At 47.1% G+C, this 22,770-nt stretch carries 20 protein-coding genes and 1 tRNA gene; 7 read left to right on the top strand and 14 right to left on the bottom strand.

Translation table 11 applies throughout. From position 1 onward, the window contains the following. The first annotated feature begins 30 nt into the window (after nt 1–30). Nucleotides 31–375, top strand: coding sequence for a hypothetical protein (locus IXB50_RS02455; RefSeq protein WP_215607341.1), 345 nt, complete (start codon nt 31–33; stop codon nt 373–375). A gap of 105 nt (nt 376–480) precedes the next feature. Next, the gene (locus tag IXB50_RS02450) at nt 481–966 is read left to right on the top strand and encodes an SH3 domain-containing protein (protein WP_215607340.1); all 486 of its coding nucleotides are present in this window, start codon (nt 481–483) and stop codon (nt 964–966) included. Nucleotides 967–1,021: 55 nt separating this feature from the next. On the opposite strand, the gene IXB50_RS02445 is transcribed toward IXB50_RS02450, so the two are convergent. Both IXB50_RS02445 and IXB50_RS02440 read right to left on the bottom strand, forming a co-directional pair. After that, nucleotides 1,022–1,945, bottom strand: a complete 924-nt coding sequence (locus IXB50_RS02445; RefSeq protein ID WP_215607339.1) for an NAD(+) kinase — start codon at nt 1,943–1,945, stop codon at nt 1,022–1,024. Nucleotides 1,946–2,011: 66 nt separating this feature from the next. Then, nucleotides 2,012–2,326, bottom strand: coding sequence for a c-type cytochrome (locus tag IXB50_RS02440; RefSeq protein WP_215607338.1), 315 nt, complete (start codon nt 2,324–2,326; stop codon nt 2,012–2,014). A 266-nt stretch (nt 2,327–2,592) separates the two neighbouring features. Between IXB50_RS02440 and IXB50_RS02435 the strand changes: the two genes are divergently transcribed. Beyond that, nucleotides 2,593–3,348, top strand: a complete 756-nt coding sequence (locus IXB50_RS02435) for a hypothetical protein (RefSeq protein WP_215607337.1) — start codon at nt 2,593–2,595, stop codon at nt 3,346–3,348. 17 nt (nt 3,349–3,365) lie between these two features. Here IXB50_RS02435 and kaiC read toward each other — a convergent pair whose 3' ends face one another. The 4 genes from kaiC to IXB50_RS02415 all read right to left on the bottom strand — a co-directional run bounded on the left by kaiC (nt 3,366) and on the right by IXB50_RS02415 (nt 6,855). Next, a complete protein-coding gene (kaiC, locus tag IXB50_RS02430; protein WP_215607336.1) occupies nt 3,366–4,922 on the bottom strand; it encodes a circadian clock protein KaiC in 1,557 nt (518 codons plus the stop codon). A 309-nt stretch (nt 4,923–5,231) separates the two neighbouring features. After that, the gene (kaiB, locus tag IXB50_RS02425) at nt 5,232–5,534 is read right to left on the bottom strand and encodes a circadian clock protein KaiB (protein WP_006516811.1); all 303 of its coding nucleotides are present in this window, start codon (nt 5,532–5,534) and stop codon (nt 5,232–5,234) included. Nucleotides 5,535–5,611: 77 nt separating this feature from the next. After that, nucleotides 5,612–6,463, bottom strand: a complete 852-nt coding sequence (locus IXB50_RS02420; RefSeq protein WP_215607335.1) for a circadian clock protein KaiA — start codon at nt 6,461–6,463, stop codon at nt 5,612–5,614. Nucleotides 6,464–6,782: 319 nt separating this feature from the next. Beyond that, nucleotides 6,783–6,855 (bottom strand) — tRNA-Arg (locus IXB50_RS02415). Nucleotides 6,856–6,981: 126 nt separating this feature from the next. Between IXB50_RS02415 and IXB50_RS02410 the strand changes: the two genes are divergently transcribed. Then, entirely contained in the window at nt 6,982–7,875 is an 894-nt protein-coding gene (locus IXB50_RS02410; RefSeq protein ID WP_215607426.1) for an ABC transporter ATP-binding protein, read from the top strand. A 548-nt stretch (nt 7,876–8,423) separates the two neighbouring features. Beyond that, complete coding sequence (locus IXB50_RS21960; protein ID WP_246564044.1) at nt 8,424–8,777, top strand: hypothetical protein; 354 nt, start codon at nt 8,424–8,426, stop codon at nt 8,775–8,777. Between the two features lie 44 nt (nt 8,778–8,821). On the opposite strand, the gene recG is transcribed toward IXB50_RS21960, so the two are convergent. From recG to rpsB, 4 genes are all read right to left on the bottom strand, one after another. After that, nucleotides 8,822–11,302 carry an ATP-dependent DNA helicase RecG gene (gene recG, locus IXB50_RS02400; RefSeq protein WP_215607334.1) on the bottom strand — a complete coding sequence of 827 codons (2,481 nt, stop codon included), beginning with the start codon at nt 11,300–11,302 and terminating at the stop codon, nt 8,822–8,824. Further along, a complete protein-coding gene (locus IXB50_RS02395) occupies nt 11,302–12,501 on the bottom strand; it encodes a hypothetical protein (RefSeq protein ID WP_215607333.1) in 1,200 nt (399 codons plus the stop codon). The genes recG and IXB50_RS02395 overlap by 1 nt, the downstream gene beginning before the upstream one ends. Before the next feature lie 315 nt (nt 12,502–12,816). Continuing rightward, entirely contained in the window at nt 12,817–13,581 is a 765-nt protein-coding gene (gene tsf / locus IXB50_RS02390; RefSeq protein WP_215607332.1) for a translation elongation factor Ts, read from the bottom strand. 135 nt (nt 13,582–13,716) lie between these two features. Further along, nucleotides 13,717–14,670 carry a 30S ribosomal protein S2 gene (gene rpsB, locus IXB50_RS02385; protein WP_215607331.1) on the bottom strand — a complete coding sequence of 318 codons (954 nt, stop codon included), beginning with the start codon at nt 14,668–14,670 and terminating at the stop codon, nt 13,717–13,719. A gap of 305 nt (nt 14,671–14,975) precedes the next feature. Here rpsB and IXB50_RS02380 point away from each other — a divergent pair, with 305 nt between their 5' ends. Then, the gene (locus IXB50_RS02380; protein WP_215607330.1) at nt 14,976–16,196 is read left to right on the top strand and encodes a type IV pilus twitching motility protein PilT; all 1,221 of its coding nucleotides are present in this window, start codon (nt 14,976–14,978) and stop codon (nt 16,194–16,196) included. 47 nt (nt 16,197–16,243) lie between these two features. Here IXB50_RS02380 and cofG read toward each other — a convergent pair whose 3' ends face one another. Next, the gene (cofG, locus tag IXB50_RS02375; protein WP_215607329.1) at nt 16,244–17,203 is read right to left on the bottom strand and encodes a 7,8-didemethyl-8-hydroxy-5-deazariboflavin synthase subunit CofG; all 960 of its coding nucleotides are present in this window, start codon (nt 17,201–17,203) and stop codon (nt 16,244–16,246) included. Nucleotides 17,204–17,523: 320 nt separating this feature from the next. On the opposite strand from cofG, the gene psbA reads away from it, so the two are divergent. Beyond that, on the top strand, nt 17,524–18,606 hold the full coding sequence (gene psbA / locus IXB50_RS02370; protein ID WP_215607328.1) for a photosystem II q(b) protein: 1,083 nt from the start codon (nt 17,524–17,526) through the stop codon (nt 18,604–18,606). Nucleotides 18,607–18,847: 241 nt separating this feature from the next. Here the strand turns inward: psbA and IXB50_RS02365 are convergent, their stop codons facing one another. From IXB50_RS02365 to IXB50_RS02355, 3 genes are all read right to left on the bottom strand, one after another. Beyond that, nucleotides 18,848–19,042 carry a hypothetical protein gene (locus IXB50_RS02365; RefSeq protein ID WP_215607327.1) on the bottom strand — a complete coding sequence of 65 codons (195 nt, stop codon included), beginning with the start codon at nt 19,040–19,042 and terminating at the stop codon, nt 18,848–18,850. A 245-nt stretch (nt 19,043–19,287) separates the two neighbouring features. Beyond that, nucleotides 19,288–22,230 carry a translation initiation factor IF-2 gene (gene infB, locus IXB50_RS02360; RefSeq protein ID WP_215607326.1) on the bottom strand — a complete coding sequence of 981 codons (2,943 nt, stop codon included), beginning with the start codon at nt 22,228–22,230 and terminating at the stop codon, nt 19,288–19,290. Between the two features lie 288 nt (nt 22,231–22,518). After that, nucleotides 22,519–22,764, bottom strand: a complete 246-nt coding sequence (locus IXB50_RS02355) for a YlxR family protein (protein WP_215607325.1) — start codon at nt 22,762–22,764, stop codon at nt 22,519–22,521. Nucleotides 22,765–22,770: the final 6 nt, after the last annotated feature.

The raw sequence follows: 22,770 nt of genomic DNA, 5'->3' as shown, positions 1-22,770 counted from the left end.
GAATGAGCTCACGCTATCTGTAGATCACCCATGGTGAGCGATTTAATCGTCGAATTTGTGAGTGATCCCATGGCATCTTCAGATACTAATCAAAACCTGTTTGAGTCTCTACATCTGTTTTACTTAAGGTTTTTAGGCGCTGATAAAAACTGGGTTAATTCTGTGTACACCAAGTTTTTAGGGGGTGCGGTTTTAGGTAGCTTTTTTGTCTTATTGCCCCTGCTCTATTCGGACATTCATTCTTTGGGGCAGCTGACATACTTGCAGCTAGGTTTAGGCTTGTTAATTGTTTTAACCTGTGGAATCTTCACTGCGAAACTGGGAGAGCAGTTCTTTGATGCTGTGATGAAAGGCTTCGGCAACAGCGGGTTGTGAGATTAGTCTGTGGATCAGGGGTCTGGATTCAGAATAATTTCCTGCTAGAAATAAGGTATAACCGTAGGACACTTGCGTAAATATCCTTGATTCCCTTTAGAAGCTATGGCCTCTCAGCGATTTAACCCCCAGGACTTTTTAGTTGGACTGATAAAGTTTGTTTGTGGAGTTGCGATCGCACTGCTCGTGATCTCCTTAGCAGGGGCTGCAACAGCGCGCTACTTCTTGACCCAACTGTCCAGTCTGCCTGAGCGGCCCGTTTATGAAAACGATGCAAAACCAAAACCTGCCGCTGATGCCCCTAAGGCAGACACAGCACCTCAGCCCAAGGCCGAGCAACCGGCAGCTGAGACCGAGGCAAACATCGCTAGCGAGACACCTGACCCTCAGGGGTTGTATCAGGTAAAAATAACCTATGGCTCCGGTCTACTCATCCGCTCTGGACCGGGTAATGAGTATGGCACGATTGGTGGCATTGACTACGATGAGACCGTAGATGTGTTAGAAGAATCTGGTGAGCGCTGGTTCAAAATTCGCTTTGATGGCGTTGAAGGCTGGATTAAAGGTAAAGGCAATACCCAGCGACTTTAGGGGGATTGGTCTACTGCTCGATTCTTAGCTTCTAGGCAAGGAGAAGCTGGAAATGTTAATTACGATGATGATTAGTGTAGTTAATCCTGGCTCCAGCCCATAGGAGCTTATTGCGTAGGGTTTGATAATAAGATTGATTTTGGCGTAGCAGGACAAACTTGGCCATATGTTCTGCCATGAATATATCCACCCGCTGTCCAGGCCAAATAGAGGTGGCTAACACACCATCCATCCATAGCTTTGTGGTCATCCCAGGATCAGCCAGGGGCCAGACGCTAACTACACTCCCTGCGGGAATTACGACGGGACGACTCGATAAACTCAGAGGGCAGATGGGGGTGACCACGATAGCATCCAGGCTGGCGTGCACAATCGGACCATTGGATGCGACTGTATAGCCGGTAGTACCCGTGGGAGTGCTGATGAGTAGTCCATCACCCTGGTATTGATCAACGACTTCACCATCAATTTCCATTTCTAAAATCGAGGTGATCATGCGGTCCGGGGAGGCGGGTTTTACACACATTTCATTCAGCGCCCAATACACCTCCTCACTCAAGGGCTCCCGGTTACTACGACTACCCTCATGGATAGAGGCTTGCAGCATCATCCGTTGTTGCACGGCATAGCGGTCTTCTAAGAGGCGATCAACGATCCCTGCAAAGTCTTCAATTTCGTCTGAGGATTCGGTCAAAAAACCCAGGTGGCCACCGATATTGACGGCCAAAATGGGAATTTTTTCGGGGGCCAAATGGCGTGCTGCAGCCAGTGCTGTACCATCACCCCCCAGTACGATTGCCAGGTCGATGGGCTGTTGCGCCGACGCTAAGAAAACTGGATAGGGATTATCTTTGGGGCCACTTGGCCCGAGCAAAACCTGAGTACCACATTTTTCTAATTGCTTGGCGCATTTTTCGGCCCAGCTTTTACTGTAAGAATTGCCTGCTTTGTGGACAATGATGACTTGATTGAGCTGCACGGTAAGGGTAGGGACAGGGTAGGGATTGAAGCGCTGTGTGATTTTAGTGACTAGTCGCTCAGTAGATTACGTTGAGGGTTTCCAGTTGATGGCAGCTTGTTCTAGGACGTAGTTGGCTAGGGCATGGATCTGATCGTCACTGAGCTGTTCACCATAGGCGCTCATCAGCCCTTTTCCATGGGCGATGATAGATTCGATCTTATCCGCCGATGTATAACCATGGCGATTTAATGCTTTCTGCTTGAGATTTTTCCCTCGACGGATAATATTGGCTCCATTGGGATGGCATCCAGCGCAGTGCGCCTCAAAAAGTTCGGAGGCAGGTTCTGCCCAGGCTATAGGGGAGTGATTGAGCCAGAGACTGATGACCAAACAGCACATTAAAAGACGTTTCAGCAGATTAATGTATGAGAGGCTCCTTCTAACCCTTGCAAACAATAAACCAAGACCTAGGGCAAATCTAGAAGCAAATGTTGACATTCAAGTTCAAGGATTGAGGCTAAGAGGTGGGCAATTTGCTTCCTATGGTAATGGTTTCCAGCTTTAGGAACAGTAGCGGAACAGAACTTAAGATAGGTTGCCTTGTCAGATGAAAGCGCTAAACTGTTGAAGATTTTGAGGGTAGGGTTCTGTAGGTACACCACACCATGAAGCAAGCAGCATTATTGATCAGTCTGGTGGTGGTTTCAGCGGTGGCTGGCGGTAGCTTTGCCTACGGTTGGCATAGCGTGATCAATGGGACAAATCGTATTGCTTTAACCGAGGATACCGTTGCGTCATCCTCTCCCTTGCCGATTGATATAGCTGCTGAGACGTCTCTACCAAAGGCGGCCAAACCTCACCAAATGGCTAATACTCGGATGAAATCTAGCGAGCAGTCCGATCCACAGTGGTCAGACCTTATCCATGACAAGGGCCAGATTAGTGTCGCCTTGGATGAACCTCAACTAAATCAACTGATTAATGAAGCTATTTTTAGTCAACCTCAGGCTGCTCAGATATTGGTCAATGCGAAGTCTTTTCAAACAACACTCAAAAGCGATCTGATAGAAACAGGAGCTGTCTTAAACTTATCGGAACTACCGCGTGATGGTTTACCGGCTGAGGTGCAAACCGGTCTTGATCAGCTCGCTAGTGCGGCACCGATGTTAGCAAATCGTGATATCTACATCGGGATTGTCGCTCGACCCCAGGTACAAGACGGCAAACTCAATCTAGAGGAAGACATGAGTCTCAAGTTAGGCCAATTTACATTCCCTCTGGCTGATATTGAGGACCAAATGGGTTTTTCGACCAATGAAGTTGAGCGACGGCTAAATACGCTTCTCAATCAACAAGGGGTGATCTTAGAAACCATTGAGATCTTTAACGAACAGCTAGTCATTACAGGAGCGCGCTCTTAGGGGGTGACATACCGACCCTAGTCTGAGTCGCCTGGCTGTACTCCTTTCATGATGCGCGACAGCTCACTTTTCTCATCGACGGAAACACGCCTGGGTGATCCACTGAAAATTTGCTCTAAATTTCGGAAAGAATGCTTGATTTCAGGTCCATTGGCACTGATTGTGTACTCTCGAATGGCCTTATCGTGCATGGAACCTCGCATCTTAAAAACGTTCAAGGCCCGTGACATCTCACCCCGAATTTCTACATACTGCAGCATTAAAATCGTGTCTGTGATGGTAGAAATATGGGAATCCGTAATCGAGTGGGAGCCCATAAACTGCTCTGTAGTGTTAGTGAAAAACCCTGTGATTTCTTCCTGCTTGGCATAGCCGGTCACACCAATCACAAACTGTCGGAACGAGTTATTACTTACACCACGATCAAGGGCTGATAGGGAGTCGATGGCGATGCGCGAGGGCTTAAAGTGGGCGATCTCCGATTTAATAATTTGTAGATGATCTTCTAGTCCAGCAGATTCTGGATAGGCACAAATAATTTTGAGCAGTCCAGCTCGTTCCAGCTCCTCAAAATCAATTCCCCAAGAATAGGCATTTCGAGATAGCTGTGCCCGCGATTCCTCATAGGCAAATAATATGGCTCGCTCATTAGCTTTGCAGCCATTTTCAATAAACTTACTAACGAACAAGGTCTTTCCTGTGCCCGTTGCTCCTGTAGCCAAGATGATCGAATCCTTGAAGAAGCCGCCACCACACATCTCATCCAGCGTCTTTACTCCAGACGATACTCGTACATTTGAAGACCTCTGTGTGAGTCGCATCGCGCCCAACGGGAAAATGTTGATACCATTATGGGTAATAGTAAATGGATACTCCCCCTTCATATGAGTGGTACCCCGCAACTTCAAAATTTCAATCGTGCGACGACGACGTTCTCCTTCTAGGACGTTACGGACGATCACAACATTATCTGAAACAAATTCTTCCACCCCGAAGCGTGCAACTGGGCCGTACTCTTCTACTCGCTCGGTTGACATGAGTGTGGTCACTCCCATTTGCTTGAGGCGAGCCACCAGGCGGAAAATTTCGCGCCGTACTACCCCAGCAGCATCGTATTGCTGAAAGACAGCAGTTACCGAGTCGATTGAAACTCTCCGTGCTTTGTATTTACGAATAGCGTATTGGATCCGTTCAATTAGGGCCGAAAGGTCAAAGTTTCCAACGATTTCTTGGCCTTCAGGATCTGGAGAGGCGTCTAATATAAAAAGCTTGCCATCGTCGATCAGTTGCTGTAGATCCCAGCCAAAACTACAAGCATTTTGGATAATATCAGCGGGAGACTCCTCAAATGTGACAAATACACCAGGCTCATCAAAATCTGTGATGCCGTTATATAGAAACTGGACAGCGATTAAGGTTTTACCCGTTCCTGAAGTTCCGCTAACAAGCGTAGAGCGACCAGCAGGCAGACCACCATGACTAATGTCATCAAACCCTTCCATCATGGTGCGGATCTTTTTGACACCCGCTAAGGGAGTATTCGAGGGGGGCTCACCTTGAGAAGACTGAGTCATGGTTTAGTAAATTGACCTGTTAAAAAAATACAGCCAGAGAAAAGAGCATTACTTAATATTTCAACAGGTTAAGCTATCGAGGGCAAGCATTACAGCCGATTCTACTTAAAGCGGACTGAAAATACCGATAAAAGCTATTAGCAGTCTATAGTTCAAGGCCATACGATCAAATCTGGCAGAGACTGTCAAGCACAAGGCTCAATCCTTCTTACGGGATACCATTTCGCAGTTTTGACGATGCTCTAAGAGCGACAGTATCAAACAAATAGATAACACGCTACGACTGCTGCGTGGACGGTCTTAAGAGGATTAATCATCCTCCCTCAGCTCATCATAAAGTAAGTCTAGCCCAATCAAGACACGCTCACGATCTGATAAGTCACCAATGATCTTACGAACTGGCGGGGGTAAAATTTTGGCCAATGTAGGAGTTGCTAAAATTTTGTCTTCTTCGGCTAGCTGTGGATTTTGCAATACGTCAATTACTTTTAATGCATAGACGCCCTGAAATTCTTCTTCCAAAATCGTATTGAGCATCTTCAGTGCTCGGGTAGAGTTGGGGGTATTTCCGGCGACGTAAAGCTTCAAAATGTAGGTTTTTTTATAGGCCATTGGAAGGCTCCCGAAGGTGTGGCGGATGTGGCGCGCAAGAGTCTACTAGTGTATTGGGGAAATGCGGTAAGCTACGGCTAAACTTCACGGGGGATGGAGCGACGATACATTTCGCATAAATGGGCTAATACATCAATCAAAGTTAGGCGATAGTCCAGCAAAATTTCTTCACTACGACCTTCCATGTTGAGCTGTTTGGAGAAATGGTCCATCAGCTCCATATGAATCTCGACAACTTTAGAAATAGAGACATCAGCAAAGAAGGCCAGATTAACGTAGTCGTCAATACGCTGATTTAGGGTTTTATCATCCGATGAAAAATAGCTCAAAATAATTTGACGATAGTCTTGACGCAGTTGATCTAAAAATTCATGACGCTCCTCCAATGTCATATTGCGCATGAAGTTTTGAGAATTACGCTTGTAGTACACGCCCAAATAACCTAAGCGTTCTTGTAGCTTTTCAGTTAAGCGCTGTTGCTGCAGGCTTAAGAGAAAGGTTCGATTATCTCGAGTATCCGGTGAAGCATTTTCTGGATCAATGGGGGGATTTTGACTAGCTGGCAGCTGCAAAAATTGATTGATAGCTTCATGGACCTGGCCTTCAATTCTATCTATTTCGCTGGTAGTCATGCAGATGACGGCATTGTGATAATTCGGCTGGGGATCTATAGTGTTCTGATTTGAGATCACTAAAATAGGTAGCAAAATATCACGCTCCAACAGCTCCTGTAAGGGGTCCAATTCTTTGTGGGAGCGTTGGACTACTAAGCAATCAATCCGATGACGATTACTGATAGTCCATTGCACAAACTCTGCTTGTGTTTTGCTCCAACTAATGGCAAACGGACTGTGAGCCAGCGTTTTCTTGAGAGACTCAGCCGTAGAAGCCTGAGCCGTATAAATTCCAACCAGAAAGCGTGCAGCCAAAACTTAAATGATTTATGACGCAATGTTAATTATATTTATTGAACTATTTCAAGATAGTTTGCTTATCGATATCGGTAATATCGAGCTTTTATTCGGAGTGGTGTTTACATGAGCATGGGGCATGAGTACTTGATTAAATATACAAGATACGCATGTATACCCTGGCTCACTAAGTAAGAATATAGGTAATAGGGCCTGCTTTTTGAGACTTAAGTATTTTTTATCTGTATCGTGCTTCTGAGGCCCTTAAGTTATCTATACTTAAAGCTTTTGCAGAAGCGCGTAAAGTATTTAGTTCTTAATTTTTGAGAACTTAAAACGAGCATGGAGGGATTCGAACCCCCGACCCTCAGAACCGGAATCTGATGCTCTATCCACTGAGCCACATGCCCTGGCATCTGAACTAATTTAGTCAGGAACCGTTCTTAATATTAGCACTTGTATCCGGATCTGTCTTTGACTTTACGTTAAAGGTTCTCATGCAATACGCTCATGGAGTGGTATCGAGTGCGGTCTGGGTGCTTGACATTCAAAATTTATCGAAGACCTTTGGCCCGCGTCGGGTACTCACGGATGTGACCTTGAGGTTGGTACCGGGTGAGGTATATGGATTGCTAGGACCAAATGGAGCCGGAAAAACGACGACGATTAATTTATTGAGTGGTTTAATACGACCTGATATCGGGCGTGTTTTGATTGCAGGTGAGGCTGCTTCGGATAGAACCAAATCCTATTTGGGGATTATGCCCCAACAGAATCTGCTGTATCAGAGCTTGACTTGTGGAGAAAACCTGGCTTTTTTTGGCAAAATTTACGGTCTACCGTCATCTTTGAGATCGCAACGCATCTTCACCTGTCTCAAAGCCGTCAACCTTGAGGATCGAGTTGATAGCATTGTTGGTGCTTTGAGTGGCGGGATGCAGCGACGGTTGAGTCTGGCAGTGGCCATTGTGCATCAGCCTAAGCTGGTGGTCTTAGATGAGCCCACCACAGGTCTGGATATTGAGGCTCGCTATGATGTTTGGGAGCTGATTCGCCAGCTGAAGCATCAGGGCGTCACAGTCTTGTTGACCACCCACTTACTGGATGAGGCTGAACGATTGTGCGATCGCATCGGCTTTTTAAAACAAGGACATTTATTAGCTCAAGGTAGTTTGTCTGAACTCCGTGCCTATATCCCTGCCCAAGAGGTAGTTACTATCCAGACTACAGATGAAGCCGCTGCTATGGCTAAAGCGAAGACTTACGGATTGACGCAGCGTCGCTACGATGGGCAATTGGCGTTTTGGTTGCCTGAACGCTTAGAACTCAGAGAGCTATTGGCCAAGTTTGAAGGCTGTCCTATTGATTCGATTGCTCGTAGCCCAGTCACTCTAGAACATATATACCTAGAGATGACTAGTTCATTTTAACGGACAGATAGTTCAGCTAGATTGCGTCTTTGTACAAAATTTTCAAATCCTTGCCAGTCTAGCGTCTTAAGATTTTCTTCAAGACAGGTTTACTGAAGTTCATTGGGGGTTTATGTGCATCCTCCAAATGCTTGGGGTAGTCTGTATTTAGTTCGAAAGAACGCTTATGACTACTGCTTTTGCAGCTTAAACCTAAACCCTAATAAGACTGACTTTTTAGCAGTTTCCTCTATACTGAACTCTTTAAACTATGAGGGCTCTAGCACTAGTGCTAGAGCCCTCATAGTTTTTGGCTTTGCTGCGACTATAGGACTGAGGAGTGGTTTAATATTTCTTTAAATATGCTTACGTGGCGTTTATGGACGTTGATCAAAACGTAAGTTAATTTAGGTATAGTTTATACGAACAACTTATACAGAACCCTACTTATTGGCTGATTATCCTGTTTCAGGTGTTGGCTAGTCGTCCTATACGGACTCTTTCTATACTGAAAATCTAACAGTAATTAAGCCTCTACCTTTTAGGTGGGGGCTTGATTGCTTTAAAGCATGCATATGTCATCTGGTGGACAGATGATTTGGATGGATATCATGGTGTCAATGGAGCCAATGTTATTCGGTGGGACCAATCCGGCTGATAACATTGGCCGAATTAATGAGTCTGTGTTGGCGGGGAGAGTGTTTGGACAAGGTATGACTAAATTTTTGCTTGTGGTTATTCCGGCGTTTTTAGTGGTTGTGATCTCAATACTCTCAGTCCAGAATGCCGCCCCTGTCTCCTTACAGTTTTTGACGTTTCGTTCTATAGCCCTGCCATTTGGTCTTTGGCTGGGACTGGGGTTAGCGGCTGGCATGGTGGGATCAGCCGGTTTATTAACCTGGTTGACTGGTAAGCGTCGATGAGGCTGAGAGTACGCTGCCTAGTATTCCAGGGATGACACTACTATCTAAGTGAAAATTGCGCCGCCCATGAGTTTTTGATATCGCCGGTTCAGTTCCTTTTGAATTAGAGGCCACTGGTCAAGGCTGGAGTCTTGCTGGATTAGCTTTTCAGCTGCTGTACGCGCTAGCTCTAGCACTGCTTGATCGTTGACAAGGCTGGCCAGGGCAAAGTCAGGTAGACCTGACTGGCGAGTTCCGAGTACTTGGCCAGGACCTCGAAAGCGTAAGTCCATTTCGGCAATAAAGAATCCGTCTTGGGACTGTTCCAGGACTCGCAATCGCTGTAATGCGGTTTCACTTTTGCTGCTACTCATCAAGAGGCAATAGGATTGGTCTGCTCCCCGCCCCACTCGCCCTCTAAGCTGGTGGAGTTGCGATAGACCGAAGCGTTCTGCATGTTCGATCAACATGACGCTGGCATTAGGGATGTCCACACCTACTTCTACCACTGTGGTCGATACCAAAATTTGAGTACCACGGTTGCGGAAGGTGGTGATTGCTGCATCTTTATCGCTGGAGCTCATGCGTCCATGTAGGAGCCCTACCTGAAACTCCGGGAAGACAACGTCGCTGAGTCGCTGATGTTCTTCAATAGCCGAACGGAGGTCCAGTTTTTCAGATTCGTCCACTAGGGGTAGCACGATATAGATTTGATGACCCTGAGCGATTTCTCGACGGATCAGATCGTAGGCATGATTGCGATCCCGGCCACCCAAGAGCGTTGTTTGAATGGGCTTACGTCCCGGTGGTAGCTCATCGATCTGACTAACATCAAGATCCCCATGCAGTGTTAGCGCCAATGTGCGAGGTATGGGGGTGGCTGTGAGGGTGAGTACGTGAGGGCTTTCTCCCTTATTTTGGAGTTTTGCCCGCTGGGCTACGCCAAATCGATGTTGCTCATCAATGGTAACCAGCCCCAATCGCGTAAATTTTACTGGGTCCTCGATCAGGGCATGGGTGCCTACCAGAATGGGTAATTCTCCAGTTTCTAGCTGAGAATGAATTTCTCGTCGTTTTGCCGTTTTAGTCGAGCCTGTTAATAGCTCTACAGGTAAGTGAAGCAGGTTAAACCATTCGACTAATTTCCGGTAATGCTGCTCTGCCAGAACTTCGGTGGGAGCCATCAGAGCTGCCTGATATCCAGCTTGAATCGCTGCCAAGATAGCGACAACGGCGACGACGGTTTTACCTGAGCCGACATCCCCCTGCACCAGTCGATTCATGGGGGTGGACTGTTGTAAATCCACTAAAATCTCTTGCACCACCCGTGACTGCGCTTTTGTCAGCTTAAACGGCAGTACTTCATAGAACTGATCGATCAGCTTTCCAGTGGGAGCCATGTGAATTTGAGTTTGTGACTGTTGCTGTTGGCGACGAGACAACAGACCCAGCTGTAGATAGAAAAACTCATCGAACACGAGACGTCGCCGAGCGAGGGTTAATGTGTCGCTGTCTGGAGGGAAGTGGATATGGGCGATTGCCACAGGCAGCTGAATGAGGCCATATTCCTCGCGCAGTGCTGTAGTAAACGGATCGCGAATTTCGACGGCAGCGGGTAATGCGGCGACCACTGCTTTGCGCACTAAGGGGGCCGGAACTCCCTCAGTGAGAGGATATACTGGCACCACGCGACCGACAGTAGTCGAGTCAATCGGCTCTTGGGCATCCCCCAGCACTTCCAGGTCTGGATCGTCCAGAGTAATGCCGTATTTGCCTTTTTTCACCAGTCCCGATGCGGCCAAAGTGGCACCGGCTGGATAGAGCCTTTTTTGGCGTTCTTGCCACCCTCGATTACGAAAGCGCGCGCCAGCAAAGAATCGGCTAATTTTTAGGGTGCCAGTACCGTCATAGAGACTGAGTTCGAAGATGGTCAGTTTGGCATTGCGGGGGCTGTTGAAGCAGTTACAACGTTTTACGGTGCCAACGATAGTAACGGTATCACCGGGTTTGAGATCTCGAATTTTAACCTGACGAGCATAGTCCAGATGGTCGCGAGGGTAGTAATACAGCACATCCCGTACGGTGTATAAGCCTAATTTGGCCAGACGTTCACTATTTTTAGGCCCCATGCCTTTGAGATAAGTGAGAGGCTGATCAAGGGGATGTCCCGATTGGTATAGGTTATTGACTTGAGCGGTTAGGGACTTTGTTTTAGGCCGCTGATTAAATTTTGTAGCATTGGGCTCCTTAGCAACGTTGGGCCTGGGTTTCTCCAGTAGCTGACGACTCTGCTGCAGAAATCGGCGTGTGTCTGCTATCAGGTGCTGGCGCTGGGCAAAACTGAGGGCGCTGTACTTGTCGAAGTCTTGTGAAAGTGTGATCCAACGCTCTTGGTCGATGACTGGCAAATTGGCAGGAGACACTCGCAAACTGTCTCGCAAAAATTCGCTAAATCGCTTTTGATGACCCTGTAGATCATTAAACCCTGTTTCGGCTTCGACACTCAGGGCCTTTTGTAGGCGGAGCCAGTCGGGTAGATCGGCCATTAGTCGTTGGTCCAGCTGGCTCTCCAGGCATCTTCGGCTTGTGCGATCGCAAGCTGACGTTCAGCATCTTTATAGGCATGGCCTACTTGTTTGAGATGGCCCATTTTCTTACGGATACGGCTACGCCAAATTGCCACATTAGTTTCGGCAAACTCAATTTCTGATAGTCGTAAATGGATCATGACAAAGTCAGGCAGAGAGTCTAGTTGCAGAAATCGTGGCATTGATATGGACTCTGGACGATTGTCAGAGTTAGTATCATCATGCTCGGCGCTATCATCCTCTCTCGCAATGATAGCGGCTGAAATTTCTGCTTCATCAGGCCATTGATCTGACTGAGTCTCGTCTTCTGAGTCAGATTCTTCATCATCATGCTTGGCAAAACTATCTTTACTCGGTTCATGCATTACCTTGATTGACAGTCTGACCAAATTGGGTGTTTTCATCGGTATGTGTCCGAGGCGTTCTGCATCAGAGGCCGCAGCTAATAACGCTTTCGGTAGCTCCGGCATGACACTAGCCTTTTGCAAAATATCATTCGCTTTTTCTGACACTGTCTTTAGGACATCTCGGATAGCCTTTTCGATTAAAATTTGTCGTCGCATGATCTGAGCAGGCTGCATGGGACCCGTGGTCTCGTTTTCGGGGTCTGACATATCCTCTTCCAAGCGCTCACTACCTATAAGCGTCTGAATTTCAGCTAATAGTTTTTCCTGAGATCGTTTATTAGGTATCGTCTCATCTACATTTGCTTTGGGTTCTTCGGGCGCTGGTTGTGTGGGCTGCTCATCTAAAGCATCTTGCTGATCCGCAGAGTTCTCCATATCAGTCTCATCTCTAGCTGAGGCTGCTTCTAGAAATAATTGTCGAATAACTGCTAGGCCATCCTCTTCCGCTGGTCGTAAGCTCAAACGTTTAGCTGTGTCCCATTTATCCCTGAGCTGTGATTGGATGCGATTACCCAACTCCCGTAGCTCTTGTTGTAGCCGATCGCGTTGAGACAAACTGAGCTCTAAAAATTTATCAGGATAGACTTGGGTGCAAACGTGATAAGCCGCAAGTACTAATTGACGTTTGCTCGCCTGACTTAAAACTTGCAGATATTTGTCAACTAAGGTTTCAAGCTCAGTGGCAATATCAGCAGTTTGTATTTGAAGCTTAGAAAGCTGCTGTTCAATATGACCACTTGCGTTAACCATTAGCGCACATGATTAGATAGAGAAATAATGTGAATGTCAATGCTAGCAGGAGCTTTGACAGTCCTAGTATAGGACTTATGGTAAATGTGCCCTAAGACGTCAAGGCATTAATCTAATTTAGAATCGCGGCATCTTCAGAGCGTGGATAGATTATCTATCTTAAACCACGTCCAAGTTGAAACCTGTAGTTTCTCCCACGGTAAAACGACCGTTCTGGACGTGGACAAGGTTTAGTTGTGAATGTAAAAAACGAGGCAGAAACTCCTAGAGTCTTGCCTCGCTAATGAAAAAAACGAGAACCGTCCTGGGATTGGACTACTTCTTTTTCTTTTTGCCTTTCTTTTTCTCAGCTTTAGGTGCTGCCTTTGCCTTTGGAATTTCTTTCTGAGGCTCTTCTGCAGCTACGGGCTTCTCTTCTTTTTGCGTTTGGCCAGTTTGAGCGGCTACTTCTTCTGCAAAGTTCTCCTCTTTCTTCTCAATACCCTCACCTAGGGTAAATCGTGAAAAACGTCGAACTTGAATTTTTTCCCCCAGAGTGGCAACCGACTGTTGGATCAGTTCTTCAATAGTGATGTTCTGATCCTTAATAAAGGGCTGGTCTAGCAGAGATAATTCCTTAAGACGCTTTGCGATACGCCCATCGACGATTTTGGCTCGAATATTTTCAGGCTTTTTGGCAAGATCCTCACGGCCCATTTCAATTTCCCGCTCACGTTCAATTGAATCTTGAGGAATTTCACTAGTTTTAATGACTTCAACGTTAGGGCAAGCTGCGATTTGCATGGCAATATCGCGAGCTAATGTTTTGAATTCGGCGCGACGGGCAACGAAGTCAGTTTCACAATTGATCTCGACTAGTACACCAACACGACCACCTGTGTGGATATAGCTTTCGACTAGTCCCTCTGCAGCTACACGGCCTTCTTTCTTCGCGGCTGAGGTGATGCCTTTTTGACGTAGCCACTCGACAGCCTTCTGCAGATCTCCATCTGATTCCTGGAGGGCCTTTTTACAATCCATCATGCCTGCGCCAGTCGTGTCGCGCAGTTCTTTTACTTGTTTTGCAGAAATGCCTGCCATTATCTCCTCCTATACTAATGTTTTACTTGCGACAACAAAGCTCTTGCCAGTATTCACACTGTTACAAGCACCGACAGCTGACACCCAAAGCAAGGGCTCAGCTGTCAATACGAAATCAAAAAGGCTTACAGCGCTTTATTCGCTTTCAGCCACAGGACTAGCTTCTACCGCAGCAGGCACCTCGTCCGCAGCAGGCACCTCGTCCGCAGCCGCAGGCACCTCGTCTGTAGCCGCAGGCACCTCGTCTGTAGCCGCAGGCACCTCGTCTGTAGCCGCAGGCACCTCGTCTGTAGCCGCAGGCACTTCGTCTGCAGCAGGAACAGCTTCCTCAGCATAATCATAATCTGCTTCGGCACTGGGATAGTCGGCATAAATATCGTCTCCATCGCCATCACTCTGAGGTGCTTGACCATGAGAGCCTTCATAGATCGCGTTGGCTAAGCTACCGAGAATCAACTTGATTGAACGAATAGCATCATCATTACCAGGAATGGGGATATCCACTACATCGGGATCGCAGTTGGTATCTAGTAAAGAAACAATGGGAATACCAAGTTTCTGACATTCTTGGACCGCATTATACTCACGCTTAATGTCAACCATGATGACGACATCAGGCAACCGACGCATCAGTTTGATCCCACCCAAATACTTCTGGAGCTTTTCCAGTTCACGTCTTAGAACGGCAGCCTCTTTCTTTGGTCTGAGGGCTAGAGCTCCAGTTTCCTGCATGCGCTCCAATTCTTTGAGACGCTCTACACGAGTCTTAATTGTGGTCCAGTTAGTCAGCATACCTCCCAGCCAGCGCTGGTTGATATAGTAAGACCCGCACCGGCTAGCTTCTTCAGCAACGATGCCAGCTGCCTGACGTTTAGTACCTACAAATAAAAACTTTTGTCCCTTTTCAGCAGAGCGCCGAACAAAGGCATAGGCATTGTCGAGTAGCTGAGCAGTCTGAACGAGGTCAATAATATGAACACCATTACGAGCGGTGAAAATATATTGATCCATTTTGGGGTTCCAACGACGGGTCTGGTGACCAAAGTGAACCCCCGACTCAAGCAATTGAGCCAGCGTTACAACAGGCATTTAATTTTCTCCTTCCGGGTTAAACCTCCACCCAGTGTGCATTTCAGTAAAAATACAGCAGCATAACCTGTCTGAGTATTGCTGAAACACCCGAAATCCCTAGGTGTGTGAAATATTAAGAGCTAAACTAGGGTAGCACAGGATGTGTCTCAGTTTCTTGGGTGATTCTGGGCCTCGGTATCTGCTAACTGCTATTGATTTTTTGGGTAGGCTGTGAGTGATTAGTAGGTTTGTCTGCCCTATGTCAGGAGCATAGGCGTATTTTCTTGATGTTGTCCGTCGTTAACTGAAGGCTTTGGTGCTTTATGTCTGATCCACAACGCCCCGCTTCAATGCCGTCTGCTCCACCGCCGCCGCCCAAGCGAGTTGCGCCGCCGCCACCTCCTGGCATGGGGAGAGCTGCTGGTTCTCGTACGGCTGCTCCTCCACCGATGCCAAAGTCTGCTGGTGGTGTTCGCGTTGGTGGTGGTCTAACGCTAGAGCGTATCGTCCGAGAAGCCTTTGACAAAGGCTTCTCGGATGTTCACCTAGGTGTTGGTGAGGTGCCGCGTTTTCGGAATCGAGGCGAGATTGAAACTACGGATTATCCCTCGACCGATGAAGCGACTTTTTATGGCTGGTTGTCTGAGGTGCTTAAGCCCGATCAGATCCAGGACTTTAAACAGAGGATGGATTTTGATGGAGCAGCGCACTTTGACTTTACCCGAGTCAGGATTAATATCTTCAATACTCTGAGAGGGCCATCTTTAGTGATGCGTCTCATTCCGGTCAAGATTTTGACCATTGATCAGCTTAATTTGCCAGTGGTTCTCAAGGATATTTGTCATTATCACAAAGGGCTGGTGCTGGTAACTGGTCCTACGGGGTCTGGTAAGTCAACGTCGTTAGCAGCGATGATTGACTACATCAATACAGATATGCCAAAGAACATCATTACGATTGAAGATCCGGTGGAATTTGTGCATGGTAGTCGGATGTCTCTGATCAAGCAGCGAGAAGTTGGCATTCATACGATGGAGTTTAAGAATGCCCTGAAAGCATCTCTCAGAGAAGATCCTGATGTGATTTTAATCGGTGAGATTCGAGATCGTGAAACAGTCGATATTGCTTTAAAGGCTGCTCAAACAGGACATTTAGTGTTTGGTACTCTACATACGAACAGTGCTGTCAAAACGGTAGAACGTGTTTTGGGTATGTATGAGCCAGAACAGCAGAGCGCTGTTCGGATTTCGATTGCTGAGTCGCTGGTTGCGGTGGTGGCACAGGGGCTTTGCCGGACTACCGATGGTAAGCGAGCGGCCTTCCATGAAATCCTGATCAATACGGATGCTATTAAGGATTACATTCAGCGAGGTCAGCTGGATGAAGTTGAGGCGCTGTTGCCGAAATGTACTTTTGACGGTATGTCGACGATGAATCAGTCTCTCTATTCTCTGTATGAGTCGGGACGTATTACTGAGGAAACAGCTCTAGAGATGTCTCCTCGTCAAAATGAAATGGCACAGATGCTACGTGGACGGATTTAGCTAATTAGCAGGCAGGGAAAGGACTTTCTGCTGCCTGCTGTCTCTACCTATGAAGTAATCTCCAGGTTCAGTCGTGTTCGCCATGACTGGACTCTTTTTTTGAGGGGATGCGGCAGCCAATTGTCGTATTGGGGGTAGATAGGTAGTCGAGGCTGGAGTCTGTAGCCATATGTCTCCAATAGAGTTGTTAATGTTTTCAGGCTGTGATGGAGGTAATTAGGATTGACTTCGTCTATTGGCCCGATGCCTCCTAAGTCCATGGCGCCAGCGTCTAAGCAGGCGAGGATCATATCAGTTGTTTTAACTAAGTTAGGTGGAATCTGGATGGCGATGTCTTGAGGCAATAGGTTTCGGGCTATTTTTACCGCTTGGAGTAACATCTGGTCATCACAAGGAGAGCCTGGCGATTGTTGTCGTTTGCCTGGCTGATGTGGTTGAAGGATGACTTCTTGGATATGGCCGTATTGCTTATGGATAGTTGAGATCGCAGTTAATGTCTCTTCCCAATCAGTTTCTGTTTCTCCGATGCCCAGTAGTAGGCCAGTTGTAAAGGGGATTTTTAGCTTTCCTGCCCAATGCAGTTGTTGTAGCCTGACTGCTGGATGCTTACTAGGTGAATTACGATGAATATTCTTCAACAGGCGAGGGCTTAGCTGCTCAAGCATAAGACCCATTGATACATTGACCTGCTTGAGGGTTTCCATCTCTTCAAAACTTAAAGGTCCAGCATTAGTGTGGGGTAAAAACCCTTTTTGAAGAGCCAGGTGACAGAGTGCATAAATACGTTGCAACCAAGCGCTTCGACGCTGACTCTGAGGATGAACTTCCCCACTCAGAATTAATATTTCAATTGAATCTAGCTGATGAAGTATGGTTTTTGCTTGGTCCAAGCTAAGCCAATTATCAGTGCCAGGCTGGACTCGAAAATTACAGTAGCTGCATTGGTTAAAGCACTCATAGGTTGGAACTATTGTGTAGGAAGGACTATAGGTTATTTTGACGCTCAAAACTTTTCGCTCTCTTTGCTAAACGTTACAAAAAAGTGAGTGTAAACTCAGTGTTTTTTACGAGCGTTATTTCTGGCTTTGATCAAGATGCAGGGTCATCAATGACCCTGCATCTTGTCAAAGCCAGAAAGCCAGAAAGCTTATCTGTGTAAGGATTTCTGGCTCTGAGTGAGGTATTCGGTTACTTAAGGGTTACTCAAAAAATAAAATCCTCTGGAGGCTTTAAGGTTTACAAAAGTAATTATTTCTTCTAGTATGGTAACTAAGTAAGCAATCGCTTACTGTCGTACCTCGACAATATTCATAGGATTCATAAAATCATGACAACTACTCTACAGCAGCGCCAAAGCGCTAACCTGTGGGATCAGTTTTGTGAGTGGGTTACTAGCACCGAGAACCGCCTCTATGTAGGCTGGTTTGGCGTTCTAATGATCCCCACGCTATTGGCTGCCACAGCTTGCTTCGTAATCGCCTTCATCGCCGCTCCTCCCGTTGACATCGACGGTATTCGTGAGCCCGTTGCTGGTTCTTTGATTCTTGGCAACAACATCATCTCTGGTGCTGTAATTCCTTCTTCCAACGCTATCGGTCTACACTTCTACCCCATCTGGGAAGCTGCTTCCTTGGATGAGTGGTTGTACAACGGTGGCCCTTACCAGCTAGTCATTTTCCACTTCCTCATTGGCGTTTTCTGCTACATGGGTCGTGAGTGGGAACTTTCCTACCGCTTGGGAATGCGTCCTTGGATCTGTGTTGCTTACTCTGCTCCTGTAGCAGCGGCCAGCGCAGTATTCTTGATCTACCCCATCGGTCAGGGTTCATTCTCTGATGGTATGCCCCTGGGTATTTCCGGTACCTTCAACTTCATGCTTGTCTTCCAGGCTGAGCACAACATCCTGATGCACCCCTTCCACATGCTTGGTGTGGCGGGTGTATTCGGTGGTTCCTTGTTCTCCGCTATGCACGGTTCTCTGGTGACTTCCTCTTTGGTTCGTGAAACCACTGAAGTTGAATCTCAGAACTATGGTTACAAGTTTGGTCAGGAAGAAGAGACTTACAATATTGTTGCTGCTCACGGGTACTTTGGTCGTTTGATCTTCCAGTACGCATCCTTCAACAACAGCCGTTCTTTGCACTTCTTCTTGGGTGCATGGCCCGTCATCGGTATCTGGTTTACTGCACTCGGTATTTCGACAATGGCGTTCAACCTGAACGGATTCAACTTCAACCAGTCCATCATCGACTCTCAGGGTCGTGTTGTCAGCACTTGGGCTGACGTGATCAACCGCGCCAACCTGGGTATGGAAGTTATGCACGAGCGTAATGCTCACAACTTCCCTCTAGACTTGGCTGCTGGTGAAGCTGCTCCTGTTGCAATGGTTGCTCCTCAGATCAACGCTTAGTTGCTTTGGTTTTATAACCTAGCTTAGTCTCAAAGGCACCTATCTCAGAATAGGTGCCTTTGTCATTTTAAAGTTCATGTATTATTTACCTATAATCAGAAGGTTAAAAAAGGAGGTCTTACAACCTCCCTTTATGGCTAACTACAAGTATTTAGTATTTAATTGACCGTTAAAGCAGGATTCCGATCGTAGTAACGAAATGCTCTAGTACGATATGAGGACCGACTTAGTCGTGCTCTAACTAGTATGCAAGAGTTTCCAGGGTCTCACGTAGGTATCGTCTTACCAACTGCTCCAGTGGAGTTGTATCCAAGGTATCGCTGGGTAGTTCCGATTTCCATCGTTGAAACCCGGCGCTATTGCAAATAGCACGCTGTAGGCTTAGCCATACGTTCGCGTTTTCAGAGCTGAATAGAGTGGAGGATTTAGTAGCCATAGGTTTCACTGCGTAAGCTGAACGAACAAGTATTTCAGCATTTTCTTTCTTTACGATAACGCAGCAACTATGGAGGTGCTGTGCTTATAGTCACGGTTTGTATCGAGTTGTATCTATTCAATACACTTTAGCCAGCAGAAATGTTAGGAATAACGCTTCTGCTGGCTAAAAAAACTAAAACAGCACTTCCGCTCAGCTTGACAAGCTTATTAGCTTTTAGGTATCTGGCTAGGTGCTGATCCCGGCTATGAGCGGCCTGCTAAGGTGCGTCGTTTCGTTACCATCTTGAAGGCATTAATGCGATCGCCTTCTTGCCAGTTGCTGAATTTGTCAACACCAATACCACACTCAAAGCCAGAGGCAACCTCTTTTACATCATCGCGCATACGCTTCAATGAATCGAGGTTTCCTTCATAAACTTGTGAACCACCACGCATGACTCGGATTTTACAGTTACGGGTAACCTTGCCAGATAACACATAACAACCGGCCACAGCTCCTTTTCGAACAGGGAAGACAGCACGAACTTCTACTTCACCTAGGTCTTCTTCTACCAATTCAGGTTCAAGTAGACCTTCCATCGCTCCTTCGATATCTTCTAGCAGCTTGTAGATGATGTCGTAATCTTGAATATCAACACCTAGACGGTCAGATGCCTGCTGTGCTCCCGGAGCTAGCGTCGTGTTGAAACCAATGATGACGGCTCCACTAGCTGCAGCTAAGTCCACATCAGTTTCACTGATTTCTCCTGGTGCTGCCATCAGAACTCGGATTTGAACTTCATCCTGAGGTAGCTGTTGCAAGGAGGCTAAAATAGCTTCTATGGAACCTTGTACATCTGCTTTTAAAAGGATGTTGAGTTCCTTGAGCTCACCTTCCTGGGCCTGGGCTGAAAGGGTATTGAGAGTAACGCGTCGAGATGCCAAGGATTGTTGGATTCTGGACTGACGCTGGTCTGTGGCCCGATCGTCAGCGACAGAGCGTGCCTCTTTTTCAGACGCAAAGATCTCAAATTCATCTCCTGCTTGGGGAACATCATTCAGGCCTAAGACCTCTACAGCAAAGGATGGTGATGCTGCCTCTACCCGATTGAGTCGGTCATCAATCATGGCACGTACTTTACCAAAGACAGAACCGACTACCATGGAGTCCCCGATTCTGAGGGTGCCGTTTTGGATGAGCAGTGTAGCAACTGGACCACGAGCTTTATCTAAGTTGGCTTCAATGACAGTACCTTTAGCTAGTCTGTCAGGGTTAGCATTAAGATCTTCGACTTCAGCTTGGAGTAGCAGCATTTCGAGCAAGAGATCTAGGTTTTCACCCGTGATTGCGCTGACGGGAACCATAATGCTGTCCCCACCCCATTCTTCAGGTACAAGGCCATGTTCCATCAGCTCTTGCTTGACGCGGTCAGCACTAGCCGTTTCTTTATCAATTTTGTTGATGGCAGTGACGATGGGCACTTGAGCCGCTTTGGCATGGCTGATGGCCTCAATAGTCTGAGGTCGTACGCCGTCATCTGCAGCTACTACCAGAACCGCAATATCAGTTACCCGTGTACCACGAGCCCTCATCGCTGTGAATGCTTCGTGACCAGGTGTATCTAAGAACACGACTTGCCGTTTGTTGCCATCATGTTCTACATCAACGTGATAAGCACCGATGTGCTGAGTAATGCCACCTGCTTCACCACTGGCGACTTTCGCTTTACGGATAGCGTCCAGTAATGAGGTTTTACCATGGTCAACGTGACCCATGATCGTTACCACAGGGGGACGCTGTTTGAGATTCTCGAGGTCAGCATCGTCGAGCATCTCAGTAGTTTTCTTCGCCTCAGATTCAGCTTCGGCAGTTTCTACTTCGACTTCAAACGCTTCTGCCACCATTTTTGCGGTGGGAATATCTAAGGTTTGGTTGATGTTGGTAGCAATGCCCTTAAAGAATAAGAACTTAATGACTTCGGTATCAGGTTGTTTGATTTCTTGAGCTAATTCATGGACGGTTAAACCATTCGTGAGAACGATTAGCTCTGGCTTTTCTTCGACGACTTCGACCTTGCGATCGCGACGATTGTTGCGAGATGAACCACCCCGACTAGGCATGCTGCGGCTCTTAACAGTAGCTGGTTTTGCCTGAGTCTGACGAGATTTGGGTTTAGGTGGCCGCATCAACGAAATGTTGATAGGTGTAGACATCGAATCCTTCGATAAACCACTCTCTAGTTCATCGATATCCTCATCTTCATCCAACCGTTGAGCACGACGCTTTTTCGTAGCATTTTTGCTCGCCTTCTGCCGCATTTCTTCTTCTTCACTTTCCCCCCGAGGCTTACCGCGTTTAGGAGGTCGTGTAGGAGCCGAAGGACGACGTACATCAGGACGTCGAGGAGCACCTACTAGAACAGGTCCTTCATTGACCTCATCACTGCCAGACTCATCGACATCTGAATCATTGGCAGTGGTACCAGCAGGTTTGGGACGGCGAACTTCGATCACCGGCTTGGGCTTTAAGCTTGGTTTCTCCTTGAGCAAAGTAGGTTTTGCTTTAGGTTCACCAGTACCTGCCTCAGTAGATATCCGATCATCTGGGCCGCTAATCCGTTTCGCAGAACGCGGTTTAGGAGTCTGGGAACGAGATGGCGGTGATACTAGCTTAGGCTGAATAATTTGCGGTGCAGAGGATGTTGGTGAGCCTGAAGGCGATGACGGAGATGAACTAGCTGGACTGGCCTCTGCGGAACGGGGCACAGGCTTTTGAGGAGCCCGTATAGCTGGTTTAGGACGTCCAGGGCGGCTCGGTGGCTGCCTTAAATTATCTCCAGAAGCACCATCATCCGTAGCAGGCCTAGGTGCAGAAGGCGATGCAGAAGAGTCCCTTGATTCAGGTGGTCGAGGGGGAGATGGCTGATGGCGGCGAATTTCTAAAATTTGCTGCTTCCGTACCGGGCGATTTGGTGCCTTTGGCTTGGCAAGAGTCGGTTTTTGTTTTGGCTTTGGAGTCGGCTTTTGCAGGGAACGCTTTGGTTGTCCTGCCGCAGTCGCACGGATCCGCTCCGCATCTGATTCAGTGATAGTACTGCTATGACTCTTGACCGCAATGTTTAAACGTTCACAGATGGCCAGAATATCTTTATTGTCTAAATCTAACTCCCGAGATAACTCATATATCCTGACTTTGCCATTGTTCATCCAAATATTCCTCGCAATTTATGGAAAGAAGGTGTCACATAGACTTACTGCCCTTATCGAAACGACATTACAATTCACCCTTGGGCATATGGGCAATATCTAATTCTATCGATTCTTGGTACCAATGTGGCCATGATGTACATCGATAAAAGTGGATGTTTTACCCATCTCACTCAATAACATTCTGGCAGGCTAGGTAGTTCCCGGCTGAAAATTAGCACAGGTCTTAAATCTTACCTTAGCATCAGCCCTAAAAAACGCCTTGGTCTGTCTGAGGGCATCTATCAACTACTTCATATTTTGATGCAGTTGACGATAGATATCTTCTGGGATAGAGGTTTTCAGAGTACGGCCTAGTCGATTTTTTTTATGGGCTGAATTTAAGCAATCAACCTGGGGGCATAGGTAGGCAGAACGCCCCATGCCCTTGTTCAATTGCACCACGCCTGTCGGGTAAGTGCGGACAACCCTGAGTAGATTTTTGCGGTGAGTGACTTGGCGGCAGCTCACACAGCGTCGATAGTTTTGCTGCACAATGTC

The sequence above is a fragment of the Leptothoe spongobia TAU-MAC 1115 genome, from assembly GCF_018739885.1.
GTDB lineage: Bacteria > Cyanobacteriota > Cyanobacteriia > Phormidesmidales > Phormidesmidaceae > Leptothoe > Leptothoe spongobia.
Note: the sequence above shows the minus strand (reverse complement) of the source record. Positions and strands in the feature narration are given on the sequence as shown.